At 71.6% G+C, this 21,056-nt stretch carries 12 protein-coding genes and 3 tRNA genes; 10 read left to right on the forward strand and 5 right to left on the reverse strand.

The window, feature by feature from the left end; genetic code table 11:
* Window positions 1-194: 194 nt before the first annotated feature.
* The 5 genes from OERS_RS00510 (at window position 195) to OERS_RS00530 (ending at window position 5,399) form a co-directional block, all read left to right on the forward strand.
* Window positions 195-282 (forward strand) — tRNA-Ser (locus OERS_RS00510).
* 144 nt (window positions 283-426) lie between these two features.
* Window positions 427-1,698, forward strand: a complete 1,272-nt coding sequence (locus OERS_RS00515; RefSeq protein WP_082609033.1) for a threonine/serine exporter family protein — start codon at window positions 427-429, stop codon at window positions 1,696-1,698.
* 82 nt (window positions 1,699-1,780) lie between these two features.
* Complete coding sequence (locus OERS_RS00520) at window positions 1,781-2,437, forward strand: TetR/AcrR family transcriptional regulator (protein ID WP_068623502.1); 657 nt, start codon at window positions 1,781-1,783, stop codon at window positions 2,435-2,437.
* Between the two features lie 41 nt (window positions 2,438-2,478).
* The gene (locus OERS_RS00525; RefSeq protein WP_068623504.1) at window positions 2,479-5,118 is read left to right on the forward strand and encodes an MMPL family transporter; all 2,640 of its coding nucleotides are present in this window, start codon (window positions 2,479-2,481) and stop codon (window positions 5,116-5,118) included.
* A gap of 192 nt (window positions 5,119-5,310) precedes the next feature.
* Window positions 5,311-5,399: transfer RNA gene (locus OERS_RS00530), tRNA-Ser, on the forward strand.
* Window positions 5,400-5,579: 180 nt separating this feature from the next.
* On the opposite strand, the gene OERS_RS00535 is transcribed toward OERS_RS00530, so the two are convergent.
* On the reverse strand, window positions 5,580-6,944 hold the full coding sequence (locus OERS_RS00535) for an FtsX-like permease family protein (protein ID WP_068623506.1): 1,365 nt from the start codon (window positions 6,942-6,944) through the stop codon (window positions 5,580-5,582).
* Window positions 6,941-7,786 (reverse strand): ABC transporter ATP-binding protein, encoded by an 846-nt coding sequence (locus OERS_RS00540; protein ID WP_083201109.1) that lies wholly within the window; start codon window positions 7,784-7,786, stop codon window positions 6,941-6,943. Before OERS_RS00540 ends, OERS_RS00535 begins: the two co-directional genes overlap by 4 nt.
* Before the next feature lie 177 nt (window positions 7,787-7,963).
* On the opposite strand from OERS_RS00540, the gene OERS_RS00545 reads away from it, so the two are divergent.
* A complete protein-coding gene (locus OERS_RS00545) occupies window positions 7,964-8,563 on the forward strand; it encodes a TetR/AcrR family transcriptional regulator (protein WP_056764551.1) in 600 nt (199 codons plus the stop codon).
* Window positions 8,560-9,813, forward strand: a complete 1,254-nt coding sequence (locus tag OERS_RS00550) for a DUF418 domain-containing protein (protein ID WP_083201110.1) — start codon at window positions 8,560-8,562, stop codon at window positions 9,811-9,813. Before OERS_RS00545 ends, OERS_RS00550 begins: the two co-directional genes overlap by 4 nt.
* A 97-nt stretch (window positions 9,814-9,910) precedes the next feature.
* On the opposite strand, the gene OERS_RS00555 is transcribed toward OERS_RS00550, so the two are convergent.
* Window positions 9,911-10,654 carry a fumarylacetoacetate hydrolase family protein gene (locus OERS_RS00555; protein WP_068623508.1) on the reverse strand — a complete coding sequence of 248 codons (744 nt, stop codon included), beginning with the start codon at window positions 10,652-10,654 and terminating at the stop codon, window positions 9,911-9,913.
* A gap of 234 nt (window positions 10,655-10,888) precedes the next feature.
* Between OERS_RS00555 and OERS_RS00560 the strand changes: the two genes are divergently transcribed.
* Together OERS_RS00560 and OERS_RS00565 are read left to right on the forward strand one after the other, a co-directional pair.
* A complete protein-coding gene (locus OERS_RS00560) occupies window positions 10,889-12,754 on the forward strand; it encodes a potassium transporter Kup (RefSeq protein ID WP_169834155.1) in 1,866 nt (621 codons plus the stop codon).
* Window positions 12,755-12,943: 189 nt separating this feature from the next.
* Window positions 12,944-13,016: transfer RNA gene (locus OERS_RS00565), tRNA-Arg, on the forward strand.
* Between the two features lie 62 nt (window positions 13,017-13,078).
* Here the strand turns inward: OERS_RS00565 and OERS_RS00570 are convergent.
* Window positions 13,079-15,709, reverse strand: a complete 2,631-nt coding sequence (locus OERS_RS00570; protein WP_169834156.1) for a family 20 glycosylhydrolase — start codon at window positions 15,707-15,709, stop codon at window positions 13,079-13,081.
* A gap of 269 nt (window positions 15,710-15,978) precedes the next feature.
* Entirely contained in the window at window positions 15,979-19,893 is a 3,915-nt protein-coding gene (locus OERS_RS00575; RefSeq protein ID WP_082849226.1) for a ThuA domain-containing protein, read from the reverse strand.
* A gap of 254 nt (window positions 19,894-20,147) precedes the next feature.
* On the opposite strand from OERS_RS00575, the gene OERS_RS00580 reads away from it, so the two are divergent.
* A complete protein-coding gene (locus OERS_RS00580) occupies window positions 20,148-21,041 on the forward strand; it encodes a sugar phosphate isomerase/epimerase family protein (RefSeq protein ID WP_068623516.1) in 894 nt (297 codons plus the stop codon).
* The last annotated feature ends 15 nt before the right edge of the window (window positions 21,042-21,056 follow it).

Raw genomic sequence — 21,056 nt, forward strand, 5'->3', positions numbered from 1 at the left:
CGCATTCCTCGCGCGGGCCGGACAGCCCGACGATCGCTTGCGGCGGCGGGTCCCCTCCCAGGGTGACCCGCCGTCGTCGTGCCGGGGCGAGGGCAGCGCGACCGTGCCCACCGGTGGTCGCGCCGGGGCCCGGTCGGTGCCGGTCAGCGCCGGCAGGTGCCCGGACGTGCCAGAATGTGCGTCGGAGCATCCCAGGAGGGCTGACAGAGCGGCCTAATGTGACGGTCTTGAAAACCGTTGTTGCGCAAGCAACCGGGGGTTCGAATCCCTCGCCCTCCGCCACCGGCGAGAGGCCCCGGACCGCACGTGCGGTCCGGGGCCTCTCGTCGTCTCACGGGCTCGGTGGCGCGCGGGACACGTGGACCGGACCGTCTCACCGGGTCGCCCGTGGGTGCACCGGGGGGACGGACGGGACATCATGACGGGGTGACAGCAGAAGCGACCGACGAGCCGGGCCTGGGGCCGAGCGAGCTCGTCCGACAGTCCGGCACGGTTCTGCGGGTCGGGCGCCTCGCGCTCTCCGCGGGGACCGGCAGCTACCGCGTGAAGTCCCACATGACACGGGTGGGGCGGGCGCTGGGGCTGGACCGTACCGCTGCCCACGTGACGCTCACCGAGATCACCGCGACGTCCTACCGCGACCGGAACTTCCGCACCGAGGTCTCCGAGGTCCGTGCGGTCGGCATCAACTCGGACCGCCTGTCGGAGCTCGAGTCGTACGTCGGGGACCTGCCCGAGCACGTCACGGCCGCCGAGGTCGACGCGGAGCTCCAACGGATCGCCGCCAAGCCCTTGCTCTACGGTGCGTTCCTCAACGCCCTGTGGGCAGCGATCGCATGTGCGGCGTTCGCGTTCCTCAACAACGGTGGCGTGATCGAGTGCGGCGCGGTGTTCGTCGGCGCGTTCCTGGGGCAGATGGTGCGCCGGGCCATGTTGCACAAGGGGATCAACCAGTTCGGCACGACCATGCTCGCGGCGACCGTGGCGGCGTCCGCATACCTGCTGGTCGTCCTGGCCTTCGAGAACGTGCTGGGGCTCTCTGGCGGGCACGAGGCCGGCTACGTGTCCGCGGTCCTGTTCCTGGTGCCCGGGTTCGCGCTCGTGACGGCGGCTCTCGACCTGGCCAAGCTGGACTTCTCGGCCGGGATCGCACGCATGACCTACGCGCTGATGATCCTGGCGTCGGCGGCCCTCGCGGTGTGGGCCGTGTCCGCGATCGCGGGCCTGCAGCCGGACCGGCTGCCGCCGCCTGCGCTCGACGACACGCTGTTCCTCGCGCTCCGGCTCCTGGCCAGCTTCGCGGGCGTCCTCGGCTTCGCGCTGATGTTCAACAGCCCCTGGAAGATGGCAGTGGGCGCGGCGTCGATCGGCATGGTCGCCAACGTGGGTCGTCTCCTGATGATCGACGCGGGCTTCGCGTCGCAGGCCGCCGCTGCGGCGACCGCGCTCGTCGTCGGCGTCCTCGCGGCCTACATCGCCCCGGCGATGAACGTTCCCCGCATCACGCTGTCCGTGCCCGCCGTGGTGATCATGGTGCCCGGAGTCACGGCGTACCGGGCGGTGTACCAGTTCAACAGCGGGGCCACGGTCGACGCGCTGGCCTCGACCGTGGAGGCCGGGCTCGTCATCATCGCGCTGTCGATCGGGCTCGCGGTCGCGCGCATGCTCACCGACAAGAACTGGACGTTCGAGCGGTAGGTGCCCGAGTCGGCCCGATTGCTTCACAGGTCTCTCACCCGGCTCGTTGCACCGAGTGCATCGATGCACTTAGCGTAGGAACATGTCCCTCGCCACCGGAGATCGTCGTGCTGCCCTCAAGGCGCGCCACCGGCGCGCGATCGTGGACGCAGCGGCCGCCCTGATCGGCGAGTCGGGCGGCACGGCCTTCTCGGTCGACGAGCTCGCGTCACGGGCGGACGTCTCGCGACGCACGGTCTTCAACCACTTCGCCTCGCTCGACGACGTCGTGACCGAGGTCTGCAGCGAGGTCGTCGGTGCGGCGCTCGGCCGCCTCGACGCGCTCTCGACCAGCGCGGACCCCGCCCACGCGGACGCCGCGCTGCTCGACGAGGTCGCCGACGCCCTGCGGGCGACCGACTTCGTGACCCCGCTGACCTACCTGACGCGGGTCCTCGGGGACGAGGGCGGCCCCTCTCCCCGCCGCGCGTTGACCCTCATCAAGGTGTTCGCCGAGGTCAGCACGCGCCTCACGACAGGACTGGCCTCGAGCCACCCCGAGGCCGACCCGTTCGACGTCGAGCTGCTCGTCGGCTCGGTCATGAGCGGGCTCATCGTGATCTATCTCCACTGGGTCGAGGTCACGGGGGCGGTCGACGACGTCGACTCCCGCGAGACCTGGTCGGCCCTCCTCGAACGGCTCCTCGACGCGACACGGACCGGGCACGCCTCGGTCGCGTCGTCGCGCCGCACCCACTGACTCCTGTTCACCGCGTACTCGCGCGCAACCGAAGGACTCTCATGGCTGAATTCCTCTATCGCGTCGGCCGCTGGTCGGCGCGCCGAGCCCGGACGGTCGTCGTCTCGTGGCTCGCGATCCTCGTCGTGGCGGGCGTCGCGTTCGCGCTCGGCGCCGGCACGCTCGCGACCACGTTCTCGATCCCCGGCACCCCGACGGCCGAGGTCACCGACCGCCTCCAGAGCGACTTCCCCGACGCCTCGGGCGGTACGGGCACCGTCGTGGTCCAGACCGAGGACGGCGAGCCCTTCACGGCCGAGCAGGAAGAGGCCGTCGCCGGGCTGGTCGCCGAGGCCGCTGCGGTCGACGGCGTCACCACGGTCATGGACCCGTTCCAGACCGAGGCGGACCGTGCGGCGCAGGCGCAGCAGGTCGAGTCGGGCCGTACCCAGATCGAGGACGGCCGGGCGCAGCTCGACGCCGGGCAGGCGCAGCTCGACGCGGGTCGTGAGCAGCTCGAGGGGGGCCAGGCTCAGCTCGACGCCGCGCGCGCCCAGGCGGAGGCCGCGGGCATGCTCGCGCAGGTCCAGCCGCAGCTCGACGCTCAGCAGTCCGCTCTCGACGAGGGGCTCGCGGCGCTCGACACGCAGCAGACGACGCTCGACGACGGCCGCGCGACGCTCGAGGAGCAGGAGGCCCAGCTCGAGCAGGGGGCCGCGCTCCTCGACATGGCCTCGGAGATCCGCATGGTCTCGGAGGACGGCAGCGCGGCGATCGTCATGGTCTCGTTCGCCGACCCGCAGATGGAGATCCCGCAGGAGACCAAGGACGCGCTCGTCGACGTCTTCGCGGACGCTCCCGAGGGGCTGCAGATCGACCTCTCGTCCGACATGACCATGGGCGCACCGAGCATCATCGGCGCCGGCGAGATCGTGGGCCTCCTGGTCGCCGCTGTCGTCCTGGTCATCATGCTCGGCACGCTCATCGGTGCGGGCCTGCCGATCCTCACGGCTCTCATCGGCGTGGGCATCGGCGCGCTGGGGGCGCTGTCCCTGTCCGGCGTCGTCGAGATGGCGTCCGTGACCCCCGTGCTCGGGCTCATGCTGGGCCTGGCCGTCGGCATCGACTACTCGCTCTTCATCGTCAACCGGCACCGCCGCCAGCTCAAGGCGGGCGACGAGCTGCACGAGTCGATCGCGCTCGCGAACGGGACCTCGGGCAACGCCGTGGTGTTCGCGGGGACCACGGTGCTCGTGGCGCTGCTGGCCCTCAACGTCACGGGCATCCCGTTCCTGGGGCTCATGGGCACGGTCGGCGCGCTGTGCATCGCGATCGCGGTGCTCATCGCGGTCACGCTCACCCCCGCCCTGCTGGGCCTCGTGGGTCTGCGCATCCTCAGCACGAAGGAGCGCGCGCAGCTCGAGTCGAGCACGGGGACCGGGGGAGCGGCTGTCGCGGCCCCCGCCGCAGCCTCTGCGACCCCCGTCCGTCCCATGTCGACCGGGTGGGCCGTCGTGCGCGTCGTCGTCGGTGTCGCAGGGCTCCTGCTCGTCGCGCTGCCGGCGCTCGACCTCCGGGTGAACCTGCCCGACGGCTCGACCGAGCCGCACGACTCCTCGCAGTACCAGGCGTACGCGACCCTGGCCGAGAAGTTCGGCGAGGGCCAGAACGGGACGTTGCTCGTGGTGGCCGACCTGCCGGCCGTCGAGGCAGGGTCTGAGGCCGAGGCTGCTGTCGACTCGATGACGGCCCAGGTGGAGATCGCCCAGGTGCTGTTCGACCAGGAGGACGTCGTGGCGGTCGCGCCGATCGGCACGTCCGAGGACGGCACGGTCGCCGCGTTCCAGGTGGTGCCCCGCGAGGGACCCACGAGCGAGTCGACCGAGGAGCTCGTGCACACGCTGCGCGACATGTCGCCCATCGACGGGACGTACGAGATCGGGGTGGCCGGCTCGGCGAGCGGCAACGTCGACATCTCGGAGAAGCTCGAGTCCGCGCTGCCGGTCTACCTCGCGGTGGTCGTCGGCCTCTCGCTCATCATCCTGGTCCTGGTGTTCCGGTCGATCTTCGTGCCGGTCATCGCGACGCTCGGCTTCATCCTGTCGTACTTCGCGGCGCTCGGTGGGGTCGTCGCGATCTACCAGTGGGGCTGGCTGAGCGGTGTGTTCGGCGTCGAGAGCCCGGGCCCGATCCTGAACTTCCTGCCGACCATCCTGGTCGGGATCCTGTTCGGGCTCGCGATGGACTACATGCTCTTCCTCGGCTCGGGCATGCGTGAGGCGTACGCCCACGGTGCGCCCGCGCGGATCGCGGTCGTGCAGGGCGTCCGGGCAGGGCGCTCGGTCGTGACCGCGGCGGCGATCATCATGATCGCGGTGTTCGGCGGGTTCATCTTCTCGCACAGCGCGATGATCCGGCCGATCGGGTTCGCGCTCGCGTTCGGCGTGCTCGTGGACGCGTTCGTCGTGCGGATGATGCTCGTGCCCGCGCTCATGCACCTCGCGGGCGACAAGGCGTGGTGGCTGCCGCGCTGGCTCGACAAGATCCTGCCCGACGTCGACGTCGAGGGGGCCTCGCTCGAGCGGCGCCACCCGCACGCGCACCCAGCGGCGAAGGACCCGGCCGAGGGCGCTGCCGACCCCGCGGAGGGCGCCGAGCGGGACGGTGACGTCGAGAAGGACGAGGTGCCCGCGCGGGGCTGACGCTTCGCGACCAGGGCACCGGAGCCGCTCTCCTCGCGACGAGGAGGGCGGCTCCGCTCGTTCCCGGACTCCGGGCAGCGCTGTTCGGACGGGCGGCCGGGACGTGCTCGGAGGGGTCTCGGCGACCGCGTTTTGCTCCGCGGTGCCGGGAGAAGGTAGCCTTGCGACGCTCGGTGCCTAGCATCCGAGCAAGGAGACGTCGCATAGCCAGGTCTAGTGCGCCACCCTGCTAAGGTGGTAACGGGGCAACCCGTTCGAGGGTTCGAATCCCTCCGTCTCCGCTCAGGAAGGTCCCGGCTGCGTCAGGCCCGGGGCCTTTTCTGTCGCCCGTGATTCGACCGGCCGCCCAGCGCGCAGAGGCCCACCACTGCGGCCCGCGCGCCCACCCCGCCCCGCTCGTGCGGAACGCCCGACGACGGAGCGCACGCCCCGCCGTCGGGCACCCGCAGGCGCAGCTCGGCTCAGGCCGCCATCGCCGAGCGGACCACGAACCGCGACGCGGCCGCGCCGGCCAGGACGAGCGCCGACGCCCCTGCGACGCACAGCAGGAACTGCAGCACCACGTCCACGTTCGCGAACGCGTTGAGGCCCACGATCGGCGCCATGAACATCAGCGCGCCGGTCGTGGCCACGCCCACGCTCGCGACGAGCGGGATGACCGTCTCGCGCAGCCGCGCCTTGTCGAGGGTCTTGAGGTCGGTGCCCGCGAGGGTCAGCGTGCGGTACTCGCCACGCTGGTCGATCACGCGGCCCGCCTGCATGACGCCGGTCGAGACCGCGGCGAGCACGCCCGCGATCGCGAGCGTCAGGAAGCCGCCGGTCGTGAGGTCGGTGAGGAACTGGATCTCGCCCGGGTCGGCTCCCATGCCCGGGTCGAACAGCGCGAAGATGCTCGTCATGCCGGCGATGAACGTCGCGAGGGCGACGCCGCCGACCGAGCGCCACGCGGTCTTGGGCGAGTCGACGATGCGGCGGCCCGCGAGGAGCGTGGGGACGGTCCGAGCGCGGTGCGCGGTGATCCGACCGACGACCCAGATGACGAACGGTCCGACGACGTTGAGCGTCGCGAACCCCGCGACGAGCACGAGCACCAGGACCGTGATCGCCACGGCCGCGCTCCCGAGCGACACGTTGGTCACGACGATCATGGCGAGGAACGCGACGCCCGTGCTGACCAGGCGCACGGCCTTGAGGCCCGGAGGGGTCACGCGTGCGGCGACGCCGAGCGGCGTGATGGCGACGCGGCGCAGCGACACGGCCGCCGAGACCAGCGCGACGAGCACGACCCCGACGACCGCGATCAGCATCGCCGGGACCCCCACCCAGAGCTCGGACAGCGCGAACGTCCGGCCCTGGAAGCGGAGCTGGGCCACCAGGGGCAGCAGGGCTGCGTAGCCGACCAGGCCCGCGAGGGCCCCCACGAGGGCCTGCGCGGCCGCGTCGAGGACCGTGAGGGTCGCGACCTGCCCCGTGGTCGCTCCCGCGAGGCGCAGCGACGCGAGGCGCGCGTCGCGGCGGGCGACCGCGAGGCGGGCGGCGGCGCCTCCCAGCGTGACGAGCGGGATGAGGAGCAGGAGCGCGGCGATGCCCGCGAAGAGCGGGTACTGGGTGTCGTAGGACGTCACGTCGGCCTCGACCCCCCGGGTCATGCCGTCGAGGCCGCCCGCGCGCCCCAGGAAGGCGCCCACGCCCCCGACGACGACGAGCAGGATCGCGGTCGTCGTCGCGAACGCGATGATCGCCAGCACGTTGGTCAGGCCCTGGGGGTCGCGGCTGTCGGAGCTGCGGCGGCGCAGGAGCCACCACAGGTCGAGCGTGGCCCTCATCGCGTCGCCCCGTGGCTCTGGCCGGGCTGCGTAGCGGACGGGGCCCCGTTCGCGGGGTGAGCGGCCATGGCTGCCTGCGTGGCGGCGTCGGGCACGGGCGTCTGCGGAGGTGCCTGCTGCGCGGGGGCTCCCGCGAAGAACTCGCCCGACACGAGCCCGTCGCGCATGGTGACCGTGCGCGAGCAGTAGCGGGCCACGCCCGCGTCGTGGGTCACGACCACGAGGGCCGCGCCGGACGCCTGGACCGCCCCTGTGAGGACCGAGAGGACCTCGGCGCCCGTGGCCTGGTCCAGCGCACCGGTCGGTTCGTCGGCGAAGACGACGCCGGGCGACCCGACGAGGGCGCGCGCGATCGCGACGCGCTGCGCCTGCCCGCCCGAGAGCTCGCCCGGGCGGCGCTGCTCCATGCCGGCCAGACCCAGGTGCGCGAGCCAGCGCGCGGCGACCTGCGTGGCCTCGGCCCGCGGCGTGCCGGCGAGCATGAGGGGCAGGGCCGCGTTCTCGACCGCGGGGAGCTCGGGAAGGAGCTGGCCCGACTGGAAGACGAAGCCGAAGTCCTGGCGGCGCAGGGCCGTGCGGCGGCCCTCGCTGAGCGTCGTGAGGTCCTCGCCCCGCCAGGACACCGCGCCCGACGTGGGCTTGATGATGCCCGCGAGGCAGTGCAGCAGGGTCGTCTTGCCCGAGCCCGAGGGGCCCATGATGGCCACGGACTCGCCGGGCGAGACCGTGAGGGAGACGCCCGCGAGGGCGTGCGTGGCGGTGTGGTCGGTGCCGTAGACCTTCGTCAGCCCGGAGGCGACGAGGGGCGAGCCGGTCGAGGGGGCAGGGCCGAGGTTCGTCATGCTCCCATCCTTCGGCGGGGACGAGGGGCGCCGCGTCCGGCCACGGTGGGGACCTGCCCGACGGCGTGTCATGCCCTGGGGGGACCGGCCGCCGTTCTCGCGGCGTACGGGGTTGCCGGACTCCTCGGCGTCCGGTTATTTTTGAGTGAGTACTCAATCAAAGAAAGGGCGGGACGTATGAGGACGGTCGACGAGGAGCAGCGCGCCGCTCGGCGGACTGCGCTGCTGGACGCCGCGGAGGTCTGCTTCGCCGAGCGCGGATACGACGCGACCCGCACGGCGGACATCTGCGCAGCGGCGGGCATGAGTGCGGGCAACCTCTTCCACTACTTCCCGTCCAAGCACGACGTGCTGCTCGCCGTCGTCGACCGGGACGCCGAGCGCACCGCGACCGAGGTGGGCGAGCTGGCGCATGCCGACGACCCGTGGGACGCGTTGCTCGCGCTCCTCGACGAGGTCTGCCGGCTCGCCTCCGACCCCGCCGCGGCCGGTCTCGCGCTCGAGCTCTCCGCGCTGGCCCATCGCGACGAGGACGTGCAGCACCGGCTCCAGGCCGGGGACCGCGCCTTCCGGGACGCGCTCGCCGAGCTCCTGGCCGCGGGGGTCCGGACCGGGCAGGTGGCCACGAGGCTGTCGGTCGAGGAGGGGGCGACGTGGCTCGCGGCGCTGGTCGACGGGGTCTTCGCGCGCGTCGCCGCGGACCCGGGGTTCGACGCCCTGGCACAACGCTCCACGTTGCGGCGCGTGGCGACCGCGCTGCTCGCGGACGAGTCGTGAGCCCGGAGCGAGGGCCGCGGGGCACGATCGAGGGCCGGTCGGCGGGCCCGGAGGCCGAGAGCCCGGCCGGTCGTGCGGCTCGGGGGAGACGGCTCACCGACGTCGACGCGCTGCGGGCCTTCGCGCTGCTGGGGATCCTCGCGGTCAACGTCTGGGCTTTCGCCGACCCGTACTACGCGACGGCGAGCAGCAACCCCGCGTTCGCCGGTCCGCTCGATCACGCCGTGCGGTTCGTGGTGGCCGCGCTGTTCGAGACCAAGTTCTACCTGCTGTTCTCGTTCCTCTTCGGCTACTCGTTCACGCTCCAGATGGCCTCGGCCGAGCGCGACGGCGCGTCCTTCGTGGGCCGGATGCTGCGGAGGATCCTGGGGCTCGCGGTGCTGGGGGCGGTCCACGGTGTCGCGCTCTACTACGGCGAGATCCTGGTGGTGTACGCGGGGCTCGCCCTCGTGCTGCTCGTGGCGCGCAACCTGGCCCCGCGACGGGCCGTGGTCCTGGGGAGCGTGCTGCTCGCGGCCGTGGGGATCCTGTGGGTCGGGCTCGGAGCCCTCCAGCTCGCGTCCGGCTACCCGTCGGCTCCCGCCGGTGCAGGGGCGGGCGAGGCGCTCGCGAAGCTGGCGGCGTTCGGCGGGGAGGCGGGGGCGACGTTCGCGTTCACCGCGGGACACCGTACGGAGATCCTCGTGTCGCTCGTCCTGCTCCAGGGACCGAGCGCGCTCGCGATGTTCCTGTTCGGGCTCGCCGCCGGGCGGCGCGAGCTGTTCGCTCGCGAGCTTCCGCGCAGGGCGGTCCGGTGGGTGCTGGGGCTCGGGCTCACGGCAGGGCTCGCGGGCGGGGTCTTCTACGCCTGGGCCGCGACGTACGCGCCGGGCGGAGGGATCGAGACGCTCGCGTTCGGCGTCGGGCAGCTCACCGCCCCGCTCCTGACCGCCACGTACGTCGTCGGGTGCCTGGCGCTGTTCCGGCGCGCGGCGAGCGTCCGTGACGCGCTCGCCCCGGCCGGGCGCATGGCGCTCACGAACTACCTGGGTCAGTCGCTCGTGCTCGCCCTCGTCTTCACGGGCTACGGGCTGGGGCTCGTCGACCGGGTGGCGACCGTGGCGGTCGTCGGGATCGTGGCGGCGATCTTCGCGGCCCAGCTCGTGGCGAGCCGGTGGTGGCTCGGACGGCACGCGTACGGGCCCCTCGAGTGGGGGCTGCGCTGGGTCACGAACGGCCGGCGGCCACGGTGGTTCAGCGCCCGGGGCTGAGGTCGGCAGCGGGCGCTGCCGGGGGCGGCTTGCCGGGCGCCCACCGTGGTGGCAGCGCGTGGCGGCCCCCGTCGGGGGCCGCCGCGCGGCTCGCGGCTCAGACGATCGGGTTGGTCAGCGTCCCGATGCCCTCGATCGTGATCGCGGAGGTCTGGCCGGGGACCACGTGCGCCGACGTGCCGGGCGACCCCGTGAGGACCACGTCGCCCGGACCGAGCGTCAGGTGCGAGGTCAGGTAGACGAGCTGCTCGACGACGTCCCACGCGAGACCCGACGTCGACGCCTCGGCCTGCGTGGCGCCGTCGACCTGGACGTCGATCGCGAGGTCCGCGACGCCCGCCACCGCGAGGTCGGTCTCGATCCAGGGGCCGAGCGGCGTGAAGCCGTCGCCGTTCTTGGACTGCGTGAACTTGTCGTCGAGCGCGCTCTGCTCGTACGCCGTGACGTCGTTGCCGACGGTCCAGCCGAGGATCACGCCGGGGACCTGCTCGGGTGTGAGGTGGCGGGCCGTGCGGGCGATGACTATCGCGAGCTCGCCCTCGACCACGACCTTGCCCGCGGCGGGGTCCAGGCGGACGGGCTCACCCGGGCCGACCACGGTGCGCGCCGACTTGGTGAACGCCTGCGGCGGGACGAGGCGGTCTGCGGGACCGCTGTTGTGGGCCATGCCGAGCACGACGCGCGGTTCGCACGGGGCCAGGAGGCGAGCGCCGTCGACGGGGTGGGTCTCGCCCGTGCGCTCGAGCCCGGGGGAGTGGTGGTCGACGACCACGGCCCAGACGTCGCCGTCCTGGACGACGGGGCGCGGGCCGGTGGGGGTGGCGATCCGAGCGAGTCTCACGGTGGTCTCCTCCGTCTGCGGTGTCGGCGCGGTCGTGCCGGCTGAGCGTGAGACTACAGGAGGTATGACGTCCGATGTGACCATCGGTGTGGCTCGCCCGACGGCCCGGCGAGACACTGGGAACGGCGGGTTCCGCGGTCTCGCGCGGCCCACGGCGCGCGGCGAGGAGGCACCATCCCACGCACGGCAGAGGGCTCGGCAGGGAATGAGCGGTCGGTCGGCGGCCTCGCGCTCGTGGGTGCCCTGGGCGTCGTCTTCGGGGACATCGGCACGTCGCCCCTGTACACGGCGGCGGCCGTCGTCACCACGGCCCGCGGGGCCGGTGTCGAGGCCGACCGGACCTTCGTCTACGGGATGACCTCGACGATCCTCTGGTCGTTGACGCTGGTCGTCAGCATCCTCTACGTCCGTCTCCTCCTCCGTGCCGACAACGACGGCGAGGGCGGCCTCCTGGCGCTGCTCGGCCTGCTCAGACGAACCCTCGGCAGAGCTCGTGACGGGCGGCGGGCAACCGTCGTGCTCACCGTGCTCGGGATGCTCGGGGCCGCGATGTTCCTCGGGGACAGCGTCATCACGCCGGCCATCTCCGTCCTGTCGGCCGTCGAGGGGCTCGAGGTCGTGGAGCCCTCGCTCGCCCGGTTCGTGGTCCCCGCAGCCCTCGTGATCCTCCTGGGTCTGTTCCTCGTCGAGCGGTTCGGTACCCGGACGATCGGGCGGTTCTTCGGACCCGTCATGGTGCTGTGGTTCGCCACCCTCGCCGCGTGCGGCGTCCGAGGGGTGGCGCAGACGCCCGAGGTCCTGGTGTCGGTCTCCCCGCACTGGGTGCTGCTCTTCTTCGTCGACCACCCCGCCGCGGCCTTCCTGTCGCTCGGTGGTGTGGTCCTGGCGGTCACCGGGGCCGAGGCCCTGTACGCGGACCTCGGGCACTTCGGCCGCCGGCCCATCGTGCGCGCCTGGGCGTTCGTCGTCTTCCCCGCCCTCGCGCTGAGCTACCTGGGTCAGGGCGGGCACATGATCGCCTCACCCGAGGCGGCGCGGAATCCGTTCTTCTCGCTGGTCCCCGCCCCGCTCACGATCCCCGTCGTCGTCCTGGCGACCCTCGCGACGATCATCGCCTCGCAGTCCGTCGTCTCGGGAGCCTTCTCGGTCGTCCACCAGAGCGGGCGCCTGGGCGTCCTCCCGCCGTTGCGCACCGTCCACACGTCCCCCGCCAACAGCCGCCAGATCTACCTGCCCGCCGTGAACGTCCTCCTGGCTGCGACGGTCCTGCTCGTCGTCGTCACGTTCCGGTCGTCGGCCGCGCTCGCGTCCGCCTACGGCATCGCCGTGACGCTGACCATCTCGATCACCACGGTCGTGTACCTCGCCCACGGCTGGACGTCCCGACGGCGGCTCACCGGCAGCACGGTCGTCGCGGCCCCGATCCTGGTCGTCGTCCTCGTCTTCCTCGCGGCCAACCTGGCGAAGGTCGGCTCGGGAGGGTGGCTGCCCCTGACGATCGGCGCCGTCGTGTTCGTCGTCATGGTGACCTGGTGGACCGGGCAACGGCACGTCGATCGCGGACGGCTCGCCCTCGAGACGACCGTCCAGCGCGTCGAGGACGTCCTCGAGGCGCACGGGTCCGTGACCAGGACCCGCGGAACCGCGGTGTTCCTGAGCCGGCACAGCGGGGTGGTGCCCCTGGCGCTGCGATCCATGGTCGAGCAGAACCACGCGCTCCAGCGCCACGTCCTGCTCGTGAGCTGGGCGACGGCCGACCGGCCGACCGTCCCCACGAGCGAGAGGTTCCAAGTGTCGACCGCGGGCAGCGAAGGCGTGGTCCAGGTGATCGCGACGTACGGGTTCCGGGAGCGCCCCCGGATCGTCCGGCTGCTCAGCCAGGTGCAACGAGCAGCCCCCGACACCATGCGCGGCGTCGACCTCGGCACCGCGACGTACTTCGTCTCGCTCTCCGTGCCTCGCTCCAGCTACCGCTCCTCGATGCCCCGATGGTCCCAGCGGCTCTTCCTCGGCCTGTCGCGCCTGGTGCCGGACCCCGTCGAGACCCTCGACCTTCCTCGCGAACGGACGATCGTGCTCGGCCGCGACGTGCCGCTGTGAGTCGGCCGCACGCGCGCGGGGAAGATCGGCGGGATCTTGCCGATCCGAGCCGGCGGCAACGCTCCGGACGGCACGCCCGCGAGTGTCGTGCGTCACGAAGAGGCTGGTCAGGCCGTATCGGTTTGAGTATCCAGCGAAAACCGTTGTAGTCTTCTCGACGGCTGCTCAAGAGAAATCACGAACAGCCGGGCGCCCGTAGCTCAACGGATAGAGCATCTGACTACGGATCAGAAGGTTGGGGGTTCGAATCCCTCCGGGCGCACAGAACACGAAGGCCAGGAACCGCAAGGTTCCTGGCCTTCGTGCTTTTCGCTGGTCTCTCGATCAGCCGCAGTCCAGCGCCGGGTGGCCGGCCGTGACCTCGCTCTCGGTGCCCCCCGCCCCGCCCGTCGTGACCGTCACGGTCCCGGCGTCGATCGTCGAGGCACGGGTCGCGAAGGACTGGTGCGCGCTGGCCCCGGGGGCGACCGCGCTGAACGACTTCTTGCCGGCCGCGGTCACGACCTGGAGGTCGACCGCCACGTCACCGACGTTGACCGCACGGACGCTGATCACAACCCTGCCGGCGACGCAGCGCGTGGTCGCGTCGACCTCGACCGTCGCGGGGGCCGGGGAGACCGCGTCCCAGAGCGCACCGACTGCGGCCCGGTCGAGGGCACCGGTGTAGACCCGCAGGTCGTCGACGTCGACGGCCGCCGCGTCGCTCGCACCCGGCCACCCCGGGGCGTTCAGGAGCCGTCCGAGCTGGGCCAGCCCGAGCGTCGCGGTACCCGGCACGGTCGAGACCTGCGTACCGTCCGCGTAGACCGTGATGGTCGCGCCGTCCGAGACCAGCGTCAGGTGCACCCACTCGTCGAGCGGGGTGGCGTACTCGGACCGATGGTCGGCGACGCCGAGCTGCGTGAACCCGACCTTGGCCGTGGCCTTGTACTGCTCGAGCTTGATCGCGGTGCGCACCCCGGACGAGGTGTCCGAGAGCAAGGCGGAGCTGCTCCTGGCGCCCGTGCGACGGACCCAGGACGCGACCGTCCACGGTCCGCTCACGGGAGCGGCGCTGAGTGCCACCCCGTCGTCCACGCCGTCGAGGCTGACCGCACCGCCCAGCTGCCCGGGGGTCCAGGTGCCGCCGTCCACCGCGGCCCGCACGCCGGTCACGACGTCCAGGGCCGACTGTCCGCTCGTCTCGTCGAAGGTCCAGTGGTGGATCAGCTCGGGCTCCACGGGGACGACGGGCTCCCACTCGACGTCGGGCGCGCGGAACCACTCGTACCCCAGGGCGTCCCAGCGGTCGTCGTGCTGCGTGAGGCGGGAGAGGAACTCGGTGTAGTCCTTGTCCTGCGCCGGTGACCAGGCGATCTCGGCGATCGCGGGCATGCGCGGGAAGATCATGTGGTCGGTGTACTGCTCGACCGGGATGAACTGGGAGTGGCTCGTGGGCAGGCTCGTGCTCCCGCGGTAGGCCCGGTCGGCCCACAGCGAGGCCTCGACCCCCGCGACCTGCTCCTCGGTCACGACCTTGACCGTGCCGTCGGTGCTCGAGAGCTCCGTCACGGGGTCCCAGTCGTAGGCGCGTCGCAGGTTGACGAGGCCGGCCCACGAGAGGCCGTAGGCCGTCGAGGAGCTGTACTTCATGTCGGTGTAGGACCGGTCGGCCGGCGACACGACGACACGCGCCCCGGCCGCCAGGGCCGCGCGGACCTCACGGATGTCCGCGCTCTCGGCGCCCACGCCGATCTTGGGACGGTTGACGCGCCCCTCGGCCCAGTACTGGACCAGGCTGCCTGCGGGCAGGGTCGCCCCCTGTGCCCACTGGTGCCATCCGACGATCGTCTTGCCGTGCTCGGTCGCGATCTCGTTGGCCATGGCCGTGTACGCCTCGTACCAGCCCGCCGGCGGGTTGGGGACCTCGTCGCCGCCGAGGTGGATGTACTGGCCGGGGTTCTGCGCGGCGACCGAGGAGATGACCTTCTCGAGGTAGTCGCGGATGTTCGCCGAGTTGGCCTCGGTCGCGCAGACCATCGGCAGGTTCACGTCGAACCCGTAGTACGGCGCGGTCGGCACCCCGTCGCACGTGAGGCCCGGGACGGACGCCTGTGCCGCGAGGGTGTGTCCCGGGCCGTCGATCTCGGGGACGATCTCGATGTAGCGCGAGGCCGCGTACTCGACGATCTCCGCGTAGTCCGCAGGGGTGTAGAACCACGGATCACCCGTGTTGCTGCCCGGGGCCCAGCCGCTCTGCGTCGAGGCGCCGATCTCCGTCAGGGCGGGGAGCCCGTCGATCGCGATGCGCCAGCCCTGGTCGTCCGTGAGGTGCAGGTGCAGGGTGTTGAGCTTGTAGAGCGCGATCTGGTCGATGTAGCGCTTGACCGCGTCGACGGGGTAGAAGCGGCGGGCGACGTCGAGCATCGCGCTGCGGTACTCGAACCGGGGCTCGTCCTCGATGACGACCGCGGGGACGACCCAGTCCGCGTCCTGCGCCTGGGTCGCCTCGACCGCTGCGGGGAGGAGCTGACGGAGCGACTGCACACCGTGGAAGAGCCCGGCCGCCGTAGGCGCGTCGATCGCGACGGCCCCCTCGGAGACGGTGAGGTCGTAGCCCTCGGGGTCCGTCGAGGCGGCGTCGGTCAGGGTGAGCGTGATGGCGCTGGTCGCGGCCGACGCGTCGGAGACCGGCAACGAGAACCCCGTGGACGGTCGGAGCAGGTCGGCGAGGTACTCGCCGACCGGCGCGGCGTCGTCGGGAGCGACGATCACGCTCGTCGGGCCGAGCCGGAACCCGGACCCGGGCCCTCGCTCGAGGCTCACGGGCCTCGGGACGAGCGCGAGGGGTGCCTCGTCCTCGGAGGCGGAGGCGGGGGCGGCGGACGACCAGGCGGTCGTCGCCACGGCAGGACAGATCAGGGCAAGGGTCACGGCGACGGCTGCGACGCCGCGACCACGGTGCGGGATTCTCACGGGCACTCCTCATTGAGCGGTCGGGAACCCTTCGAGCCTCAGCCATCCCGACCAGTATGTCAATATCTGACGGATTACCAGTTCAAACAAGCATGAAAGTGCACCAAGCCTGCCGAGGGCACGGCAGAGCGCCCCGCCCCCGGGGAGTCGGGGGCGGGGCTGAGGACGAGGTCGGCGTCGCTGTCCGACAGAAGAACGACGCCGACCTCGACCTCGGGTGGGGCCTCGCGCGCCTCAGGAGTGGAAGACGCGCGCGGCCTCGTGAAGCGTCAACCGCAGTCGACCGCCTCGTAGCCGGTCACGATCTGCGTGGTGATCGGACCGGATCCTGTGTCGCCCGTCGCGGTCACGGTGACCTCGCCGGCCGGGATGCTCGCGGCACGGGTCGCGAAGGACTGCTGGGCCGACTTCCCGGGAGCCACGCCCGCGAAGGTCTTGCGGCCGTGCGGGGTCTCGACGACGACGTCCACGGGGACGTCCTCACCGTTGACCGCCCGAACCGTGAGCGTCGTACGCCCCGCGACGCACTTGGCGGTGACCGTCGCCGTGACGGCGAGCTCGGGCTGCTCGACATCGGGCACGTCGAGGAAGATGCCGCCGATCACGGCGTTCGGGCCCGTGGCCTTGTCGGCCTTGACCCGGACCGAGGACTCGATGCGGTAGGTGAGCCACACGCCCGCCGCGTTGTCCGCGACCGAGAACGCCGGGTAGAGGACCGAGCCGTCGGCCCGCAGGACCTGGACGTCCTGCGTCCTCGCCGTGTCGTGGCTGTTGACGTAGACCGACAGGTCGTAGGCCGAGCCCTCGGGGACCGTGACGTCGACCGCCGCCCCGGCACCGAACCAGGTCGATGCGCGACGCGCGGCGCCGTCGGGCGGGACCTGGAGCGCCGAACGCTTGGTGGTGCTCTGCTCCCACGTCCAGGCCTGCGTCCCCGTGACCGGAGCCACCGTGACGCCCTGGGGCAGCTGCGTCCCGATCTGAGGGATCGCGTAGCCCGCCGTGCCGTACTTCCCGATCCAGTCACCCTGGGTCGAGGTGTCCTGACGAGGTGCGCCCTCGGGCGGGACGCCGACGCCGGACCCGACGGCCTCGAACACGTCGAGCGTCATCGACCAGTTGACCCCGGGGTTCGAGCGGAAGACCAGGTAGACGTCGTGCGTCCCGGCGGGGGCGGTGATCGGCGTCGGGTCCGTCTCCTTGAACGTGAACCATCCGCCCGTGCTGTTCACGGGCGTCGTGGCCACGAGCTGACCGGTCGGCGAGCCCAGACGCATCTCGATCCGCCCGCCTCCCTCGGGACCGGCCGACACGCGGTAGCGCACGGCGTCGATCCCCTGGAAGTTCATGTCCTCGTAGCGCAGCCAGTCGTCGTCCTGGATGTCGCCGACGTACTGACCGAGCTCGGCCGCCGCGTTGTTCTCGACCGCGACCCCCTTGACCTCGTCCCAGTAGTGCGCCTGGAAGCGCGTGGGGCGGTAGACGTTGGTCGCGCTCGTCGTGATCGGCTGGACGCCCGCGGCCCCGCCCTTGTCGGTGTAGCGCGCGTCGATGACCCAGAACGCGTCCGCCTCGAGGTGTCCCTCGTCGAGGATCGTCGAGGCCTCGCCCTCGCACGCGTTGACGGGCAGCGTGGGGTGCGCGTGCTCGTCGTGGCCCAGGGCCGGCTGGACCGTGACGTCCTTGCAGTCGATCTGGCCGTCCTCGGCGTCGGTCACCTCGACCTTCCACGGCAGGACGTCGTTCCAGCGGAAGAAGCTGCCGTTCGGCGGAGCCGTGATCGTCACGACCGGGCTCGTGTTGCCCACCACGATCGGGACCGTGGCGGTACCCGTCTTGGCGGACTCCGTCTTCTCCGTGACCGTCAGGCGCGCCTCGAAGTTGCCGTTGGTCGTGTAGACGTGGGTCGGGTTCTGCTCGGTCGAGGTGCTGCCGTCGCCGAAGTCCCAGGCGAACTCGAGCTCGTCGCCGTCACGGTCGACGGTGCCCTCGCTCGAGAACGTCACGGACAGCGGGGCGAGACCGGTCGTGACGTCGGCCGTGGCCTGGGCCGTGGGGGCCCTGCCGTCGGCCGCGTAGTCGACGCGGTACAGGCCCGAGTTGGGGTTGTCACGGCCGAAGCCGCCGCCCCACTCGAGGAGGTACAGCGCGCCGTCGGGCCCGAACTGCAGGTCGAGCGGCGAGAGGAACTGCTGGCTCGAGAGCACCGGGTTGATCGCGAGCAGCGAACCGTCCGCGGCCAGCGGGAACTCCTTGATGAAGTTGCGCCCCCACTCGAAGAACAAGGGCGTGCCGCTGAAGTACTCGGGCCACTTGCGGTCCGAGTCGAGCGCCTCGTCGAAGTGGTAGACGGGACCAGCCATGGGGGCGCCCGCACCGCTGCCGAGCTGCGGGAACTCGGCCGAGGCGCCGTACGAGTAGTAGACCTCGGCGGGGACCGACGGCGGGAGCTCGGTCAGGCCGGTGTTGTTCGGGGAGGTGTTGACCGGGTTGGCGCAGTCGAACTTCGCACCCGACGTGCTCGTCACGAAGTCGAAGTCGTTGTACGCGATGTTGTTCGCGTGGCAGTACGGCCAGCCGTAGTTCCCCGGGGCCTTGATGGACTGCCACTCGACGTAGCCCGCGGGGCCACGGTTCGGGTTGGCGCTGCCGGCGTCGGGCCCGTAGTCGGCGAGGTAGACCGTGCCGTCGACGTCGACCGTGAAGCGGAACGGGTTGCGGAAGCCCATCGCGTAGATCTCGGGACGGGTCTTGTCCGCGGTGTCCTCGGCCTCCGGGAAGAGGTTGCCCTCGGGGACCGAGTAGGTGCCGTCCGGCTCGGGCGTGATGCGCAGGAGCTTGCCGCGCAGGTCGTTGCTGTTGGCCGACGTGCCCTGGGCGTCGAAGTGCGCGCGGCCCGGACGCTCGTCGATCGGGGTGTAGCCCGAGGACTCGAACGGCACCACGTCGTCGCCGACCGACAGCCACAGGTTGCCCTGGCCGTCGAAGCGCAGCGTGCCGCCCGTGTGCCCGATCTCCTTGTCGTCACGGCCGGCGGGGATCTCCAGCATCACGACCTCGGAGTCGAGCTTCATGGTGTTGCCCTCCATGGTGAAGCGGGAGAGCCGGTTGACCGAGCCGCCGTCCTGGGGGGAGTAGTAGAGGTAGACCCAGTCGTTCTGCTCGAACTGCGGGTCGAGCGCCAGGCCGAGCATGCCGTCCTCGCCGCCCCCGTACACGGGGATCGTCGCGGCCGTCACGGTGCTCTTGAGCTCCGGGTCGTAGATCCGGACCTGGCCGCGGACGAGCTCGGTGAAGAAGACGCGGCCGTCGCCCGCGACCGCGATGCCCCAGGGGGCCGAGGTGTTGGTGTCGAGCGGCACCTTGTCGAAGTTGTCCCATACCGTGCCGCCGCACGCTCCGGGCTCGACGCCCGCCGCGTAGCGGATGCCGCCGAGGGCGTGCTTGCGCACGTTCTCCTCGCTGTACGACGACTTGGCGTGGCCGACCGAGGTGACCCAGGTCCGGCCGCCCTCGTAGTCCGAGCACCACGTCACGGGGTGGTCGAGCATGCGTCCGGGGGTCGAGGTGGGGACGCTCGTCGGGTCGAGCTGGGCCAGGACGTGCTTGTCGCCACGGACCGACTTGGTGAAGCCGTACCACTCCTCGTTGCGCTCCCAGCGCTCGGGCAGGTCGGCGGTCGACGGGTGCTCGCGGTCGACGACGGTCATCTCGCCCGGCGTCCCGGCGGCGGAGTGCGCGGTGAACTCGGTGCCGATGAGCGCACGGTAGAACGGGAAGCCCGGCTCCATGTCGAGCGGGTTGTGCATGGCGACGACGCCGCCGCCCCCGCGCACGTACTTCTCGAAGGCCTTCTCCTCGGCCGGGTTCCAGACGTCCCCGGACGCCTGGGCCAGCACGATCACGTCGAAGTCCGCGAGGCCCTCGTCGGTGAAGAGCGTCGAGTCGGTCGCCTGGACGACCTCGAATCCGCCCGCCGCAGCGAGCTCGTCCCACATGGCCTTGGCCTCGGGGACCGAGTCGTGCACGAACCCGGCCGTCTCCGAGAAGATCAGCGCCTTGAACTCCGGGTTCTCGGGGTGCTCGTGCCCCTCGTGGGCGACGGCCGGCGCGGTCAGCACCCCGGCCAGTCCTGTCGACAGTGCCAGGCAGGCCGCGATGGCTGCCCCTCTGCGCGTTCTCATCTGTGCTCCCTCATGTCCGCTCCGTTGCGTCGGGCCCCTGCGATCTGTTCATACGGCGATCTGGCAACTTTTGATCGATGGTCGTCAGAACGTGATCGTGATGCTAGTGTCAGCCGCACCACATTGCAATACTGGTCAGTATGGTGAAGACGTGCAAGGCTGCATGGCCTGAGGGAATCTCAACGATGAGGCCCGCAGAACCGGATCTCAGACCCGCACCGACCAGTACGTTCCTATCCCGATGGAGGGGTCCCATGCCACAGATCGGAATCGGTTTCCACACCGACGCCTTCAACTCCAGCCACAAGTCGTTCGAGCAGGCGTTGGCCTGGGCGCAGGAGAACGACGTCCACTACATCGAGCCGGGCGTGATCGAGGGCGCCTGCTGGATCCACGGGCTCGGCTACTTCCCGCACATCTCGCTCCTCGAGGACCCGGCGCTGCTCCGCAAGAAGATGGAGCGGTACGGCGTCGAGTTCTCCCAGATCGACGCGGCCTACCCGCTGTCCGGTCGGGACGGGCTCACGGTCGGCGTCCCGTACGTCCAGAAGGCCATCGCCTGGGCCGCGCTCGCGGGCTCTCCCCGCGTCGCGACGACCGACGGGCTCTACAAGCCCGAGGGGCTCGAGGACCGCGAGGCCCTCGACCTCATGAAGCGCAGCTACGGCGAGATCATCCGGGTCGCCGAGGCGCACGAGGTCGTCGTGACGATCGAGGTCCACGGGTACTTCACGACCAAGGCCGACTGGCTCGCGGAGATGCTCGCGTTCTGCGGGGACTCGCCGTGGCTGCGCCTGAACCTGGACACCGGGAACACCTTCATCGCCGGCAACGACCCGGTCCAGTTCGCCGACCGGTTCCTCGACAAGATCGACCACGTGCACATCAAGGACGTCTCGCAGTCGCTCGCCGACTCTGTCCGTGGGGGCGCGACGGGCATCGCGATCAGCCACGTGGCAGCAGGGGACGGCGTGAACGCCGAGAACATCCGGCAGATCCTCGCGAAGCTCAGCGACAACGGGTTCGACGGCGTCCTGAGCATCGAGTGCGAAGGGCAGGGCGGGCCGATGCTCGCGGACTCGTTGTCGTGGCTCCGCAAGGAGGTCGCGGCGGCCGGGTTCACCGAGCGCGTGCCCGCGTTCGCCTGAGCTCCCCCGGTCGCG

The sequence above is a fragment of the Oerskovia enterophila genome (assembly GCF_001692445.1).
GTDB lineage: Bacteria > Actinomycetota > Actinomycetes > Actinomycetales > Cellulomonadaceae > Oerskovia > Oerskovia enterophila.